A 13,938-nucleotide genomic window follows, 5' to 3' on the forward strand; every position below is an offset into this window, starting at 1 on the left:
CGCGTCGCCCCGGAAGCCGAGACGGGGCGCGGCGCTCAGCGGCCGTTCCGCGTCCGCCACGCGGCGAAGTCGGCGAGGCTCTGCTCGTCGGTGGCCGGGTAGAGGCCGAGGATGGAGCGGCCCTTGCGGACCTCCTCGGTGACGAAATCCTCGTAGGCGGTCATCTCGACGGCCTCGGCGGCGACCGCGTCGGCGATATGGGCCGGGATGACCGCGACGCCGTCGCCGTCGCCCACGATCACGTCGCCGGGGAAGACCGGGGCGTCGCCGCAGCCGATCGGGACGTTGATGTCGATCGCCTGGTGGATGGTGAGGTTCGTCGGTGCCGACGGGCGCGCGTGGTAGCTCGGCATGTCGAGCGCGGCGATCTCGTCGGCATCGCGGAAACCGCCGTCGGTCACGAGGCCGGCGCAGCCCCGCACCATCAGCCGCGTCGCCAGGATGGAGCCCGCGGAGGCCGCCCGGGCATCCTTGCGGCTGTCGATCACGAACACGGCGCCGGGCGGGCACTCCTCCACGGCCTTGCGCTGCGGATGCGCCCGGTCCCGGAACACGGTGATGGGGTTGAGGTCCTCGCGGGCCGGCATGTAGCGCAGGGTGAACGCCTCGCCGACCATGGTGCCGCCGCCGCGCTTCAGGGGGAGCACGCCCTGGATCATCTGGTTGCGGAAGCCGCGCTTGTAGAGGGCGGTCATCAGCGTCGCCGTGCTGACGGTCTTCAGCTTGGCGCGCGTCTCTGGGGACAGCCCGGACATCCGCTTCTCCTCCCGACGATCGTGGCGCCGCGGACCGGACCGTCGAGGATCCGATCCGGCCGAAGCGTGGCCCTGGGCACCGACTGATATCTCAGGACTTGAATAGCACGCGCCGTGAATCCATTGTCAACACGAATACGTCCGGCCGGCGAAGCGTCGGACGGTCTTCCGAAGGTGACGAGGACTGTGTTGGCCGGGTCTGGACTGGGTGCGGCTGAAGGGCAGGGCGGCTCGATCCCGTCGGGCCCGCGACCGGCGCGCTCCCTGGCGGAGACCGCCTACGACGCCATCGAGCAGATGATCATCAGCCGCCGCCTCGCCCCGGGCGCGATGGTGTCGGAGGGGGAACTCGGCGAGGAGCTGGCGCTCGGGCGCACCCCGGTCCGCGAGGCGCTGGCGCGGCTCAAGGCGATCGGCTTCGTCGAGGTTCACCCGCGCCGCGGCGTGCTCGTCACCCCGGTGGACATCATCAAGCATCTCGAACTCCTCGAGGTCCGGCGCCCCCTCGACGAGACCGTGGCCCGCTGCGTGGTCGCGCGCGCCTCGGAGGCGGATGTGGCGACGCTGCGGGAACGCGCGTCCGGGCTGGTCGCGGCGGCGGGAGCCCGGGACCGCGAGGTCTATTTCCGGATCAAGCGGTCGCTGCACGAGGCTCTGGTCGGGGCCGCCTACAACCCGACGCTGACCAGCACCATGGCGGCGCTGCACGCCCAGTCCCGGCGCTTCTGGTACACCTACGAGCCGACCGCGAGCTTCCTCGATTGCGCGCGCATCCACGCGGGGATCGTGGCCGCGGTGGCGGCCCGCGATCCCGAGACGGCGATCGCCGGCATCGGGTCGCTGTTCGATTTTCTCGACCACATGACCCGCAAGGCCCTCGACCGGCGGCCCCTCGTCTGACAGGTTGAGGGCCGAGGACACGCCTCTATCCGTGACTGAGATATCAGGCGCATCCCAGACCGCGGGGCAACATCGCGGCAGGCTGCCCCGGCAGGAGTCCGGGGCGAAGCGAGAGGCCAGGGAGAGACGGCTTGAGCGGATTGCCCCCACGCACCGGCGCGCAGGTGCTCGTCGACCAGCTCCTCGCCCAGGGCGTCGAGCGCGTCACCTGCGTCCCCGGCGAGAGCTACCTCGCGGTGCTCGATGCCCTGCGCGACAGCGGCATCGACGTGCTGGTCTGCCGGCAGGAGGGGGGAGCCGCCATCATGGCGGAGGCCGCCGGAAAGCTCACCGGCCGGCCCGGCATCTGCTTCGTCACGCGCGCGCCGGGCGCCACCAACGCCTCCGCGGGGGTCCACATCGCCCGCCAGGATTCGACGCCGATGATCCTGTTCGTCGGGCAGATCGCCCGGCGGATGCGGGACCGCGAGGCGTTCCAGGAGGTCGATTACCGGCAGATGTTCGGCGGCCTCGCCAAGTGGGCGGTGGAGATCGACGACGCGGCCCGGATCCCCGAGATCCTCGCCCGGGCCTTCCGGGTGGCGCTGCAGGGTCGGCCGGGCCCCGTGGTGGTGGCGCTGCCGGAGGACATGCTCGACGACATCGCCGCCGTCGCCGACGCGCCGCGCGTCGTCCCGGCCGAGCCGGCCCCGGCCCCGGCCGACGTGGCGCGCCTGCGGGCGATGCTGGCGCAGGCGCGCCGACCGGTGGTGCTGCTCGGCGGCTCGCGCTGGACGCCCGAGGCCGTGGCGGCGATCGCGGTCTGGGCCGAGCGCCACGACGTGCCCGTGGCGGTCTCGTTCCGGCGGGCGCAGTTGTTCCCGGCCGATCACCCGAACTTCGCCGGCGAGCTGGGGATCGGGCCCAACCCGGCGCTCCTGGCCCGGATCAGGGACGCCGACCTGCTGCTCATGGTTGGCGGGCGCCTCTCCGAGATGCCGGCGCAATCCTACGGCCTGCTCGGCATCCCCGATCCCGGCCTGCCGCTGGTCCATGTCCATCCCGACGCCGGGGAACTCGGCCGGGTCTATCAGCCGGCGCTGGCGATCGAGGCCACGCCGGAAACCTTCTGCACGGCCCTGCCGGATTTCGCGGCGACCGGCGGCGGGCGGGCCGCCGAGGCCCATGCCGCCTATCGCGCGTGGTCCGAGACGCCGGAGCCGAAGCCGGGGGCGTTCCAGTACGGCCAAGCGATCACGTGGCTGCGCGAGCGGCTGCCGCGGGACGCGGTGATCTGCAACGGCGCCGGCAATTTCGCCACCTGGATCCACCGCTACTACCGGTTCCGCGCCTTCGGCACGCAGCTCGCGCCGACCTCGGGCTCCATGGGCTACGGCCTGCCGGCCGCCTTCATGGCCAAGCGCAGCCATCCCGAGCGGATCGTCGTGGCGCTCGCCGGCGACGGCGACGTGATGATGACCGTGCAGGAATTTTCCACGGCCGTGCAGTACGGCGTCGCCATCGTGGTGGTGGTGCTCGACAACGGCATGTACGGCACGATCCGGATGCATCAGGAGCGCGAGTATCCCGGACGCGTCTCCGCGACCGAGCTGCGCAACCCCGACTTCGCCGCGCTGGCCCGGGCCTGCGGCGGCCACGGCGAGCACGTGGCGCGCACCGAGGAGTTCGCCGCCGCCTTCGAGCGCAGCCTCGCCTCGGGCCTGCCCGCGATGATCCACTGCCGGGTCGATCCCGAGGCGCTGACCCCGACCCTGACGCTCGCGGCGATCCGCGAGAAGGCCCTGGCCGCCCAGCGGGGCTGACCGCCCATCGCGGGGGCGGCCCGGTGCCCGGCGCCCCGTCACAGCAAGAGGAGCAGCCCATGACCCTGCGCGGCGAGAACCTGATCGGCGCCGAGGCGCGGCGCGGCACGGAGGCCACCTTTCGGGCCGTGGAGGCCGCCACCGGCGCGCCTCTGGAGCCCGACTTCCCGGGCGCGAGCCGGGCGGATCTGGACCGGGCCTGCGCCCTGGCGGAGGCCGCGTTCGACACCTACCGCGAGACCGACCCGGAGACCCGGGCCGGCTTCCTCGAAGCGATCGCCGCGAACATCCTCGAGATCGGCGACGATCTCGTCACCCGCTGCATGGCCGAGACCGGGCTTCCGCGCCCGCGGATCGAGGGCGAGCGCGCCCGGACGGCCGGCCAGCTGCGCCTGTTCGCCGCCGTGGTGCGCGAGGGCAGCTACGTCGAGGCCCGGATCGACCCCGCCCAGCCGGACCGCAAGCCGCTGCCGCGGCCCGACCTGCGCCTGCGGCGCATCGCGATCGGGCCGGTGGCGGTGTTCGGCGCGTCGAACTTCCCGCTCGCCTTCTCGGTGGCGGGGGGCGACACCGCCTCGGCGCTGGCGGCGGGCTGCCCGGTGGTGGTCAAGGCCCACCCGGCCCATCCCGGCACCTCCGAGCTGGTCGGCGGAGCGATCCGGAAGGCGGTCGTCGCCCGCGGGCTGCCCGAGGGGACCTTCTCGCTCCTGTTCGACGCCGGCCAGTCCATCGGGCAGGCGCTGGTGGCCGATCCCCGGATCGCCGCCGTGGGCTTCACCGGATCGCGCCGGGGCGGCACCGCGCTGATGGCCATCGCGGCCGGGCGCCCGAGCCCGATCCCGGTCTATGCCGAGATGAGCAGCATCAACCCGGTCCTGCTGTTCCCGGGGGCGCTCGCCGCTCGGGGGGCCGCGATCGGGACGGCGTTCGCGGCCTCGCTCACCCTGGGCGCCGGCCAGTTCTGCACCAATCCGGGCCTGGTCCTGGCGCTGCCGGGACCCGGCCTCGACGCCTTCCTTGAAGCGGCCGGGGCGGCCCTGCGGGAGAGCCCGGCGGCGACCATGCTGACCCCGGGGATCAACCGCGCCTACCGCGAGGGCGTCGCCCGGGCGGCGGGCCAAGCCGCCGTCACCCTGCTGGCCGAAGGCCCGGAGGGCGCGGCGACGCAGGGGCGGGCCGCCCTGTTCGGCACCGACTCGGACGCCTTCCTGGCCGATCCCGTGCTGCAGGAGGAGATGTTCGGCGCCGCGGCCCTCGTGGTCCGCTGCCGGGATCTCACCGCGATGCGGGCGGTGCTGGAGCATCTGGAGGGCCAGCTCACGGCGTCGCTGCACCTCGCGCCCGAGGATCACGCGGCGGCGCGGGAGCTGCTGCCGCTTCTGGAGCGCCGGGTCGGGCGCATCCTGGTGGACGGTTTCGGCACCGGCGTCGAGGTGGCGCATGCCATGGTCCATGGCGGCCCCTATCCGGCGACGTCGGACGGGCGCACCACCTCCGTGGGCAGCCTCGCGATCGACCGGTTCCTGCGGCCGGTGAGCTACCAGGACGTCCCCGACACCCTGCTGCCGCCCGCGCTGCAGGCCTCGAACCCGCTCAAGCTCCCCCGGCGCATCGACGGCGTCCGCGACGGGCGCTGAGCCGGTCGCGCGGGCGGGACGGAGGCCCGGCGGGGGGATGCGCCATCTTGCCAGCCGGCCCCCCGGCAGCTAGAGAGCCCCGGCCCACCTTGGGGCGTCGCCAAGTGGTAAGGCAGCGGTTTTTGGTACCGCCATTCCCAGGTTCGAATCCTGGCGCCCCAGCCAAGCCTCCGCGTCGGCCCCACGACCCGTGAGGGCAGGGCACCCGCCGCAACCGATGCGCCCCGGGCCGTTCAGAGATCCGCGGATTCCGGCTGCTCCGCGAAGGTGAAGACGACGTCTCCGGTTCGCTCGCAGGACACGCTGACGGAGGTCGCGCCGGTCTGCCCGCGCTGGATCGGAAGCTGTGCCTTGGCGTGGGCGATGGCCGCCTCGAGATCGCACGGCCAGAGCTTGCTGCCGCTGACGCGTTTACCTTTCCGGAAGGTGATCTTGTAGGCCATTGGATCCTCCATTTTCGGAGAGGATACACCATTCGCGAATGCTGGCACGCCCCACAGAAGGCATAGCAATGCTGCGTATCGAGCGTTGCGTGTCAGTCCTGCCGCCCTGCAGCCATCGACTCGGACAAGAGTTGCGGGGCCGGAGATCTGCGGGCTGCAGAGTCCCGCGCGTCGCGGCGTCCGGCCGTCATGCCTGCGAGGCCCGACGCTGGTACTCGCCGGGTCCGGCGCCGCCGGATCTTCCGGTGGCGCCGGACCCGGGCATGCGCCTGCATCACTCGGTCGGGGTGGCCGTGGCGACGACCCGCCGAGGCGCCGGCGCCGCCGGCACGAGGCGCGGCGTCGTGGCCAACTCGGATGCGGGGCGCAGGGCTACCGCCGCGCGGGCCTGTTCGCGATAGAGCGGAGGGGTCAGGTGGATGGCTTCATCCGCCGACGCGGGGCCGATCAGGGATGCGGCAGCGAGGGCGCGGAGGGCGATGGTGCGAACGGTCATGGTCTAAAATCCTCTCGAGTGTCCGGGCTCGGCCCGGCTTCGAGGGATATCTACGTTGCACAGCAACATGATCCAAACAGATTGGATCGATAACGAACATTGATGAAATCGATTTTTCGGTCGCGCTGCCGAGGGCCGGGCCTTATGGACGCCGTCGCGTGCGGGTATACGGCCGTCCTCGCGCGGTCGCGCCGAACCCGGGCGCGGACCAGACTCCTGGCGCGGGGGCGCCTCGTCTCAGACTGACAATCGTCACAGAGCCGCCGATCCGAGCCGCCCGCCGTCAGCGGCCGAGTTCCACCGGGATGCTGAGATCGGCGAATCCCGACCCGCCGAGCAGCGCGGGCGGCGGTGCGGGCAGCGGACCGACGCCCAGAACGGCGCGGAGGGCCCGTCGATCAAGCTCCGGAAAGCCCGAACCGCGCTCGATCTCCGTCCGCCGCAGGGTCCCGTCCGCGGCGACCTCAACGTGGACCACCACGGTGCCGGACGGTCGGCCGCCGGGCGGCCCGGTCCACGGCGTCGATCCGGGTGACGAGATCCGAGAGCCAGGTGCGCACCGCACGGCCGGGGTTCTCCCGAGCCGGGGCGGCCCAGGAGCCCAGAAGCAGCCCGAGCGCGACCACCACGCGCACGAGCCCGTATGCCGGGAGGCGGCCCCAGGGACTGCCTGCGCGCGACGGGACCGCGCCCCCCGACGCCCAGGAGCCGGACGCGCGGCCGTGAGCCATCAGGCCGCGCTCAGGAGACGGTCGCGGACTTGCGCGCCTTCGGACCGGCCGCGGCCAGCATGACATCGTCGCTGCCGACTTCGCGCCCGGTATAGCCCAGCATCTCCGCGAGCTGCGTCCGCGCTCGCCAGACCCGGCTCTTCACCGTACCGATGCGACATTGCATGACCGCCGCTGTCTCCTCGTAGGTAAGATTCTCGATCGCCACGAGGACCAGCGCCCGCCGCATCGACGGCGCGAGGCGATCGAGGGCGGAGCGCGCATCCCTGAGGTCGAGGTGGCCCGCCTGCTCGGGCAGAGAGACCCTGCGTTCCGCCTGCACGCCGTCCGCGTCCTGCACCTCGCGGCCGCGCTTGCGGTGCTCGTTGTAGAACTGGTTGCGCATGATGGTAAACAGCCATGCCTCCAGGTTGGTGCCCCGCGTGAACCTGGCGCGCGAGCGCCACGCCCGCAGAAGCGTGTTCTGGAGGAGGTCGTCGGCGCCGACATGGTTGCGCAGCAGCGAGCGCGCGAAACGCCGGAGGTTCGGCACCAGCGCCAGCAACGATGCCTGGAACTCACGCTCGTGGTCGTCCAGCGCCTTGCCGAAGGCGGCATGCAGCTGCCTCAGGAGTTCGGCGAAGCGATCGGAGAGGGCCGGCTCGGCGGCGTCCGGCGCGTAAGTCGCCGCCAGCAGATGGCCGAGATGAGACTGGACGCTGACGGGGAGCCGGGGCGCCAGCCTGTCGGTTGTCTCATCGTCGAAGGAGCGTGCGCGCATGACAGCCGATCACCGGAGCGGGATGAGAGCATGGGCCAAGCGATTAGCGCCTGAATTCGGGCCCACGCCGCAACATGGATCAGCGGAAACACTGATCTTGAGACCGATCGATGATACGTTGCATGGCTATCGTGACGGGTCTTCTCGTAAAGGGAATGGACTCGCCGCGGCATTTTCGCGTGGAGATCTGTCCGCCGAGACTTCGGATCGATGGCACGGCCGAACATGCCCTCGCGCCGGCGAATTCCGGCTCACGCCGGCCGTATCGCAAACCTGAACGGAGGCTGAGACCGCACGCATGACCCGACTGACGGAACTCGAAGACGATCCTGCCTTCCAGGAAGCGGTTCTCGCCGTGCGCGGCGCCGCCAGTACCCTCAGCGGCCGGGCCGTCACCGTGGAGGAGGCCCGGTTCCTGGTCGGCATCGCCCTGACGACCTACGCCCATGCCGGCGGCCTGAACGAACCGAGCCGAAGCCGGCTGGCGCGGTTCTCGGAGACGCTCGAGCAGGGCACGGTTGTCGCGTCGCTGACGAAGCATTGACCCCCGGCGGGAAGCGTCCCGCGCCGAGGTCCCGGGGGGAGGACAGAGCCTCACGGTCCCGCGCGCCCCGGGGCCGCCGCGCGATCGGTCGCTGGCGTCGCACTCCGTGGGAGCAGCGAGCCCGAGCCGGAACCGCTCAGAGAAAGCCCGTCCGCCGGGCGAGCATCACCCCGAAGGCGAGGCAGGCGGCGAGGCTGACGGCCAGCATGGCGACGTTGGTCCAGAACCGGACCGGGCGGCTGGACCCGTCGATCCCGTCGACGCGCAGCCGCACCCAGGGCACGTAGAGGAACAGCGCGATCACGCTCAGGATCAGGAACGCGAAGGTGGCGAGCCGGCCGGTGCCGAGCGCGGCGACCGCCAAGACCGCCCAACCGAGGACGAAGCCCAGCATCGTGATCAAGGCTGTCGAATTCACGTCCGCACGTTCCCTTCAGCGGCAGATCGATCCGCGGCAGGTCCCGTCACGGGACCGGCGGCATCCACCGGATCGACCGTGACATCAGAGCGGTGGCTGGTGCCGCGCGAGAGGATCGACGGCCCGCGTCCGACGCGCCGCTGATCGCGACAGAACGGCTTACGACCACACGGGCTCGACATGGCTCGAAGCTTCGGTGCGGTCGTCAAGGGGCCTTGCCGCTTGCGGCGGCTCGACGGTCGACCGATGGCACGGGAATCCGTCCAAGCTGCGTGAGGCGCGGGTCAAGGCGGGGATTCCGCCTAAGCCGGCAGGACGACCACCTTCGTCTTGACCGGTGTTCGCGCGTAGAGGTGGATCATGTCCTGGCTGAGCAAGCCGACACAGCCGCTCGTGATACCCGAACCGATCGTGTCCGGTTCGCTGCTGGCGTAGATCGTGTAGAGCGTGTAGGCGCCGTTCTGGTAGAGGTGCAGGGTGCGGGCGCCCAGCGGGTTGTCGAGGCCGCCCGGCATACCCCGGGCGTATTTGGCGGCCTCGGGCTGACGCCGGATCATCTCCTTCGGCGGTGTCCACGTCGCCCACTCGGATTTGCGGCCGACATAAGCGTCACCGCTCCACAGAAATCCATCGCGACCGACATTGGCGCCGTAACGGGTCGCGGTCCCGTCGCCCTCGACGCGATAGACATAGAAGTTGCCGGGATCGACGATGATCGTTCCGGCGGCCTCCTTGGTCTCGTAGCGGACCGCCCTGCGGTAGTACTTCGGATCGACCTTGCTGATATCGACTGCCGGGATCGGGAACTTCTCGTTCGGCATCGGCCCATAGGTGTTCCGCGCCTCGGCGAGGAGCAGGCCATCGGTTGTCGAGCAACCGGCGAGCCCCAATGCGCCGATGCCGACGGCCGAGCCGGCCAGAAACGAACGGCGGCTGAGGAGCCTCGCCCGGTCTCCGAGCGGAGCGATCGCGCCCGTCTCGGCCTGCCCACCGTCTATGATCATGATCCCGGACTTTCTATATCCTGCTCTGGATCAGAGAACGCGTCAGCCATATTGGTCACGCGCACTGCCAAGCTGAGGCTGTCGATACCCAGTACGCTGGCAAGCTCGGCCTTTGCGTCGAGAGTGTGGCCAAAACGCCGCCGCGCCCGGGATTGATCATCGGCAGTGGCTTCGGGACGTTCTTTCCCCAGAGACTGGAGCATTTTCGGTTCAATCTGCTTCATGCCCCGCTACGGCGAAGCAATCGGCGGTTTCGTCGGGCGTGACGGTGTCGACGGGCCGCCCGAGGGCAGACCCCACGCCATCGACGGGACTTCCGGCGACCTTGCCCAGACGCGCCGCGGGACGGCCAGTGCGATCGGATCGGCGTTGACCTGCTCCGAGAGCTCCGGAGCCCGTCGGATCCAGGACGGGCAGCCACGGCCTGGATTTCGGCCTGGACCGGATCGTGCGCCTCGGCCTCGGCGGCTTCCGTCGCGACGGCAACGACACGCACCGTGCGCGTGGACTTGCCCGCTCCATGCCTGTGCCGGGCGTACTTCAGAACGCCGACCACGGGGGGTCGGCGCCATCCGTCCCGGCTGCGAGCCCGCCGTCTCGGCGGCTCCACGGAACTGCAGGCGGTACCTGCGGTTCCCCTGGTCCGGAGTATTCCAGAGGAAGTGCCCGATGCCGAACGGTACTCAGGAAGGTCGGTCAGGCCCCGCGGGTCCGGATCGCGACGACGCGCGCAGTTTTGCCGATACGCTCCGCGATCAGACACACGGGTATGTCGAGAAGCGCAAAGCCGACGCGGCCCGGCTGGTGTCGGATGTCGGCGACGCGATCCGCGACACCGGCACCGGCTTCGACGGGCTGCCGCAGCTGAAGGAGTTCTTCGATCAGGCCGCGCTCGGCGTCGACGCGTTGGCGGAGAGCATCGCGCGCCGCTCCTTCGGCGAGATGTACGACGAGGTCCACGCGGCGGCGCGGCGGCGCCCCGCTCTGGCCACCGCGGTGGCGGTCATGGCCGGCTTTGCGCTGTTCCGGACCCTGAACGCGCAGAAAGCCCGGCCGATTCCCCGCTCCCATGCGATCGTTCCGGTCGACGTCTTCCCGACACCCGACCTCTAGGAGGACGCCATGGCCGATCCTGGAATACGGAGCATCCCGACGCTGGTCGGCGACGCGGTCCGCGAGTTGCGGGACCTCGTCGGCAGCGAGATCGCGCTGTTCCGCACGGAGATGGCGCAGGGCCTCCATCGCATCTCCCTCGGCCTCGGCCTCCTGCTCATGGCGGCCGTGCTCGCCATCACGGGCCTGTTCACGTTGCTCCTGGCCTTGGTGAAGGGCGTCGCGGTCCTCGTGCAGTCGGATGCGCTCGCAGCGCTGATCGTCGGCGGAGTCTTTCTGCTCCTCGCCCTTGGTCTGGGACTGCTCGGGCGCAGCAACGCGTCACTCGCGACGCTTGAACCCAGGCGCACGGAGCGGCAGGTCAGGCAGGACGCACAGGTTCTCACGGAGCGCAGAGACGCATGAACAACGCACCCGATGATCTGGAGCGGGATGTCGAAGCGAGCCGCGGGCGGCTGGACCGAACGCTGGCGGATCTGCAGGCCCGGCTGAACCAGCCGGGGATCCCGCGCGACTTGGCCGACCTGCGCAGATCGGGGCAGGCTGCCGGCAAGACGGTCGAGCGCCTCGTCGACGAGGTGCGGATCAACCCCGTGCCGGCGCTGCTGATCGCGGCCGGGTTCGGTCTGCTGGTCTACGAGGCCTTCCGGACGGCGGCGGACCGCCGGCGTCTGGCGATTGTTCCTTCGGGATCGACCGGGGCGACGACGGATCGCCATCTGCCGGAGAACCATCCGGACCGGATGCACGCGCGGCTCGACGATGCGCTGGAGGAGAGCTTCCCCGGCAGCGATCCCGTCTCGGTCCGCATCACCAAGTAGGCATATCGGTCACGCGCCTCGGCGCCGGGCGCTGCCGCGCTCGGCGGTCAGTCGAGGATCCCTTCCACGGCGATCCGCAGGTGCTCCGGTCCGCGGAGCGTCGCCGGGCGTCGGTAGGGCGGGGGGTCCTCGACCAAGCGCGGAGCCTTCAGGCGGCGCGCGAGCGCCGTGAGCGCGGCCTCGGCTTCGAACCGGCCCAGGGGCGCACCGACGCAGTAATGCAGGCCGCCGCCGAAGCCGAGGTGGCGCGTGCCGACGCGATCCGGATCGAACCTGTCCGGTTCGCTGAACGCGGCCGGGTCGCGGTTGCCCGCGGCGAGCATCAGGACGAGCGCCTCGCCCGCGGGGATCGTGGTACCGGCGATCTCGATGGCGCCGAGGGTCTTGCGGCTGACGAGCTGCACCGGGGGATCGTAGCGCATGACCTCCTCGACCACACGGGGCGCGCGGCTCGGGTCGGCACGCAGCCGCTCCAACTCGCGCGGGTGGCGCATCAGCGCGAGCCACGCGTTTCCGATCAGGTTCACCGCGGTCTCGTGGCCGGCCACGAGGATCAGGATCGCGGTCGAGATCAGGTCGAAGTCGCCCATCCGGCCGCCGTCGGGGGAGGCCTGGTTGGCCAGCCCGGACAGCAGATCGTCACACGGTCGGCGACGCTTCTCGGCGATCAGGTCGGTGAGATAGTCGGAGATGGCATCGAAGGTCCGGGCATTCTCGATACGGGTCTCCTCGCCGACCGCGACCCCTGGCTCGACCGCGGTCGCGAGCTGGCTCGACCAATCGTGAAACCGCGTCTCGTCCCCGCCCGGCACGCCGAACAACTCGCAGATCACCGCCACCGGCAGCGGATAGGCGAGGTCGTCGACCACGTCGATCTCGCCCGCGCCCATCTTGCGGTCGAGCATCTCGGCGACGAGCCGCTCGGAGCGCGCGCGCATCCTGTGAACGCGTTCGGGCGTGAAGTGGCGAACGGTGGCGGCGCGGAGGCGGTCGTGTTCGGGCGGGTCGCGGAACAGAAACGGCTGATGTCGGTCGGTGATGCGGTTCTTGATCGGATTGACGAGGTAATCGGTGACCGGGTTGCCCGTAGACGGACGCTTCGTCGGCGGCTGGGTCTCGACGCTGAGACGCGGGTCGTTCTGCAGGCGCATGATGGCGTCGTGGCTCGCCGCCACCCACACGCCCTGTGCTCCGTCGCCTGACGACCCGTTCGGTTCACCGACATCGTCCTGGCGCGAGACCGGGCTTTGCCGCAGGCGGGCGTAGAGCGGGTACGGGTCGGCGCGATTGGCGAAGTCCTTGATCTGCCCGAGAAGGCTCGTGTCTGCCATGGTGTGTCCGCGCGTTGACGTCAGGAGGACGGGTCCGGGGCGGGGACCGGGCCGGCGCCTCCGGCCCCCGGATGCGGACGGACCGCCCGGTCACGGTCCCGGGCTCGAGACAGGTTGACGTCGACGCTCAGGCGGACACCGAGGGGCGGGGCGGGAGCGGACATGAGGTGGCAATCGCGGCCGTACGTGTTGGTTCCGAACCGCCCGGCCGCGTCCCAGGCCGCTCCGGGCCTCGGCGTCGTGGCGGTGGGTGGAGCCAACGGCCAGCTGGCGTCGATCCCGGCCTCCGAACATCGCCCCCTGTGAGCGCGGTCCGGTCTCCGTTCCGGACGCGTCCCGTGGGGATGACCGAACAGTCCGGATGCCGCCGCCATCGCCCCGCTCCCCGGCGATCGGACTGGGGCCGAGCCGGTCGCGTGCAAGCGCGATGCGGCGGCGGAAGCGCCAGGCGATCCGGCGCACGGTCCGAACGCGGGTGCGCGGCCCGGCAGGCCTCATGGCCGCACCGCAGGGTCGAAGGCGGCTCTCGCGCGTTGTCTTCTCCGAGATGGCGCATGCGCCGCTGCACCATCAGGGAACCACGATGAACACGCTCGTTTGGCTGATCTCCAAGATAGCACGGTTCCTCTCCGGTGGCGGGGACAGCCGGCGGAGCCGCTCGATGGCGAAACGCAAGGAGGCGGGTCTGTACGAGGGAGAGACCGCCGCCCGGGCCAGGAACTTCGAGGCCGATTATCGCGCGGCCACGAAACTGCTGAAGACGCGGGTCGATAAGAGTTTCCCGGACAATTACCACGCCCGGCTGAGCACGGGCGGCAACAGCGCCTACGATCACGGCGAGGATCGCGCCGCCGCGGTCGATACCATGTCGACGGCGATCGCGATGGCGCTGCGGGACGGGGCCACCGTCCAGCAGGCCGCCGATGCGGGCGCGGCCAGCGTCGGCATCTGACGGGCGGCGGCGCGCCTCGGCCGATCCGAGGAACGCGATGCGCCACCGCGCGAGCGCGTCGTCCTACCGCCTGCCGGCGCCGGCCAAGGGCAGGCTGCGCGGCATCGGAGCGCGCGCGGGTGATGCAGCCCAGCCGGTGCCGGCCGATGGCGGGGTGGCCGTCGGGCATCCGCAGATCATCGGGGTCAGCCCCGGCCCGCGGCGCAGTCCCGACCCCAGCCGGAGCGGGTC

The 13,938-nt window shown here is 71.2% G+C and carries 19 protein-coding genes and 1 tRNA gene; 10 read left to right on the plus strand and 10 right to left on the minus strand.

Going from position 1 to position 13,938, the window contains the following annotated elements; genetic code table 11:
• Window positions 1–35 precede the first annotated feature (35 nt).
• Window positions 36–755 carry a ribonuclease activity regulator RraA gene (locus MKL01_RS32855; RefSeq protein WP_243909359.1) on the minus strand — a complete coding sequence of 240 codons (720 nt, stop codon included), beginning with the start codon at window positions 753–755 and terminating at the stop codon, window positions 36–38.
• A gap of 189 nt (window positions 756–944) precedes the next feature.
• Between MKL01_RS32855 and MKL01_RS32860 the strand changes: the two genes are divergently transcribed.
• The 4 genes from MKL01_RS32860 to MKL01_RS32875 all read left to right on the plus strand — a co-directional run bounded on the left by MKL01_RS32860 (window position 945) and on the right by MKL01_RS32875 (window position 5,259).
• Complete coding sequence (locus MKL01_RS32860; RefSeq protein ID WP_243909360.1) at window positions 945–1,655, plus strand: GntR family transcriptional regulator; 711 nt, start codon at window positions 945–947, stop codon at window positions 1,653–1,655.
• Window positions 1,656–1,786: 131 nt separating this feature from the next.
• On the plus strand, window positions 1,787–3,457 hold the full coding sequence (locus MKL01_RS32865) for a thiamine pyrophosphate-binding protein (RefSeq protein WP_243909361.1): 1,671 nt from the start codon (window positions 1,787–1,789) through the stop codon (window positions 3,455–3,457).
• Between the two features lie 59 nt (window positions 3,458–3,516).
• Window positions 3,517–5,094, plus strand: a complete 1,578-nt coding sequence (locus tag MKL01_RS32870) for an aldehyde dehydrogenase (NADP(+)) (RefSeq protein WP_243909362.1) — start codon at window positions 3,517–3,519, stop codon at window positions 5,092–5,094.
• A gap of 90 nt (window positions 5,095–5,184) precedes the next feature.
• A tRNA-Gln gene (locus tag MKL01_RS32875) sits at window positions 5,185–5,259 on the plus strand.
• Window positions 5,260–5,327: 68 nt separating this feature from the next.
• On the opposite strand, the gene MKL01_RS32880 is transcribed toward MKL01_RS32875, so the two are convergent.
• The 5 genes from MKL01_RS32880 to MKL01_RS32900 form a co-directional block, all read right to left on the minus strand.
• On the minus strand, window positions 5,328–5,537 hold the full coding sequence (locus tag MKL01_RS32880) for a hypothetical protein (protein ID WP_243909363.1): 210 nt from the start codon (window positions 5,535–5,537) through the stop codon (window positions 5,328–5,330).
• A gap of 274 nt (window positions 5,538–5,811) precedes the next feature.
• Complete coding sequence (locus tag MKL01_RS32885) at window positions 5,812–6,033, minus strand: hypothetical protein (protein ID WP_243909364.1); 222 nt, start codon at window positions 6,031–6,033, stop codon at window positions 5,812–5,814.
• A 283-nt stretch (window positions 6,034–6,316) separates the two neighbouring features.
• Window positions 6,317–6,514, minus strand: coding sequence for an energy transducer TonB (locus MKL01_RS32890; protein ID WP_243909365.1), 198 nt, complete (start codon window positions 6,512–6,514; stop codon window positions 6,317–6,319).
• Window positions 6,498–6,764 (minus strand): hypothetical protein, encoded by a 267-nt coding sequence (locus MKL01_RS32895; RefSeq protein ID WP_243909366.1) that lies wholly within the window; start codon window positions 6,762–6,764, stop codon window positions 6,498–6,500. The genes MKL01_RS32890 and MKL01_RS32895 overlap by 17 nt, the downstream gene beginning before the upstream one ends.
• A gap of 10 nt (window positions 6,765–6,774) precedes the next feature.
• The gene (locus MKL01_RS32900) at window positions 6,775–7,524 is read right to left on the minus strand and encodes a sigma-70 family RNA polymerase sigma factor (RefSeq protein ID WP_243909367.1); all 750 of its coding nucleotides are present in this window, start codon (window positions 7,522–7,524) and stop codon (window positions 6,775–6,777) included.
• Between the two features lie 298 nt (window positions 7,525–7,822).
• On the opposite strand from MKL01_RS32900, the gene MKL01_RS32905 reads away from it, so the two are divergent.
• The gene (locus MKL01_RS32905; protein WP_243909368.1) at window positions 7,823–8,068 is read left to right on the plus strand and encodes a hypothetical protein; all 246 of its coding nucleotides are present in this window, start codon (window positions 7,823–7,825) and stop codon (window positions 8,066–8,068) included.
• Between the two features lie 136 nt (window positions 8,069–8,204).
• Here the strand turns inward: MKL01_RS32905 and MKL01_RS32910 are convergent, their stop codons facing one another.
• The 3 genes from MKL01_RS32910 to MKL01_RS32920 all read right to left on the minus strand — a co-directional run bounded on the left by MKL01_RS32910 (window position 8,205) and on the right by MKL01_RS32920 (window position 9,714).
• Entirely contained in the window at window positions 8,205–8,486 is a 282-nt protein-coding gene (locus MKL01_RS32910; protein ID WP_243909369.1) for a hypothetical protein, read from the minus strand.
• 302 nt (window positions 8,487–8,788) lie between these two features.
• On the minus strand, window positions 8,789–9,490 hold the full coding sequence (locus tag MKL01_RS32915; protein WP_243909370.1) for a L,D-transpeptidase: 702 nt from the start codon (window positions 9,488–9,490) through the stop codon (window positions 8,789–8,791).
• Complete coding sequence (locus MKL01_RS32920) at window positions 9,487–9,714, minus strand: hypothetical protein (protein WP_243909371.1); 228 nt, start codon at window positions 9,712–9,714, stop codon at window positions 9,487–9,489. Before MKL01_RS32920 ends, MKL01_RS32915 begins: the two co-directional genes overlap by 4 nt.
• A 445-nt stretch (window positions 9,715–10,159) precedes the next feature.
• On the opposite strand from MKL01_RS32920, the gene MKL01_RS32925 reads away from it, so the two are divergent.
• The 3 genes from MKL01_RS32925 to MKL01_RS32935 are packed head-to-tail and all read left to right on the plus strand — an operon-like array spanning window position 10,160 to window position 11,424.
• On the plus strand, window positions 10,160–10,603 hold the full coding sequence (locus MKL01_RS32925; protein ID WP_243909372.1) for a hypothetical protein: 444 nt from the start codon (window positions 10,160–10,162) through the stop codon (window positions 10,601–10,603).
• A 9-nt stretch (window positions 10,604–10,612) separates the two neighbouring features.
• A complete protein-coding gene (locus MKL01_RS32930) occupies window positions 10,613–11,008 on the plus strand; it encodes a phage holin family protein (protein WP_243909373.1) in 396 nt (131 codons plus the stop codon).
• Complete coding sequence (locus MKL01_RS32935; protein WP_243909474.1) at window positions 11,005–11,424, plus strand: hypothetical protein; 420 nt, start codon at window positions 11,005–11,007, stop codon at window positions 11,422–11,424. Before MKL01_RS32930 ends, MKL01_RS32935 begins: the two co-directional genes overlap by 4 nt.
• 47 nt (window positions 11,425–11,471) lie before the next feature.
• Here the strand turns inward: MKL01_RS32935 and MKL01_RS32940 are convergent, their stop codons facing one another.
• Window positions 11,472–12,755: a cytochrome P450 gene (locus MKL01_RS32940; protein WP_243909374.1), complete on the minus strand. Its 1,284-nt coding sequence runs from the start codon at window positions 12,753–12,755 to the stop codon at window positions 11,472–11,474.
• A gap of 162 nt (window positions 12,756–12,917) precedes the next feature.
• Here MKL01_RS32940 and MKL01_RS32945 point away from each other — a divergent pair, with 162 nt between their 5' ends.
• Complete coding sequence (locus MKL01_RS32945; protein WP_243909375.1) at window positions 12,918–13,061, plus strand: hypothetical protein; 144 nt, start codon at window positions 12,918–12,920, stop codon at window positions 13,059–13,061.
• Between the two features lie 190 nt (window positions 13,062–13,251).
• The gene (locus MKL01_RS32950; RefSeq protein WP_243909376.1) at window positions 13,252–13,707 is read left to right on the plus strand and encodes a hypothetical protein; all 456 of its coding nucleotides are present in this window, start codon (window positions 13,252–13,254) and stop codon (window positions 13,705–13,707) included.
• Window positions 13,708–13,938: the final 231 nt, after the last annotated feature.

The organism is Methylobacterium sp. J-070 (assembly GCF_022829385.1).
GTDB lineage: Bacteria > Pseudomonadota > Alphaproteobacteria > Rhizobiales > Beijerinckiaceae > Methylobacterium.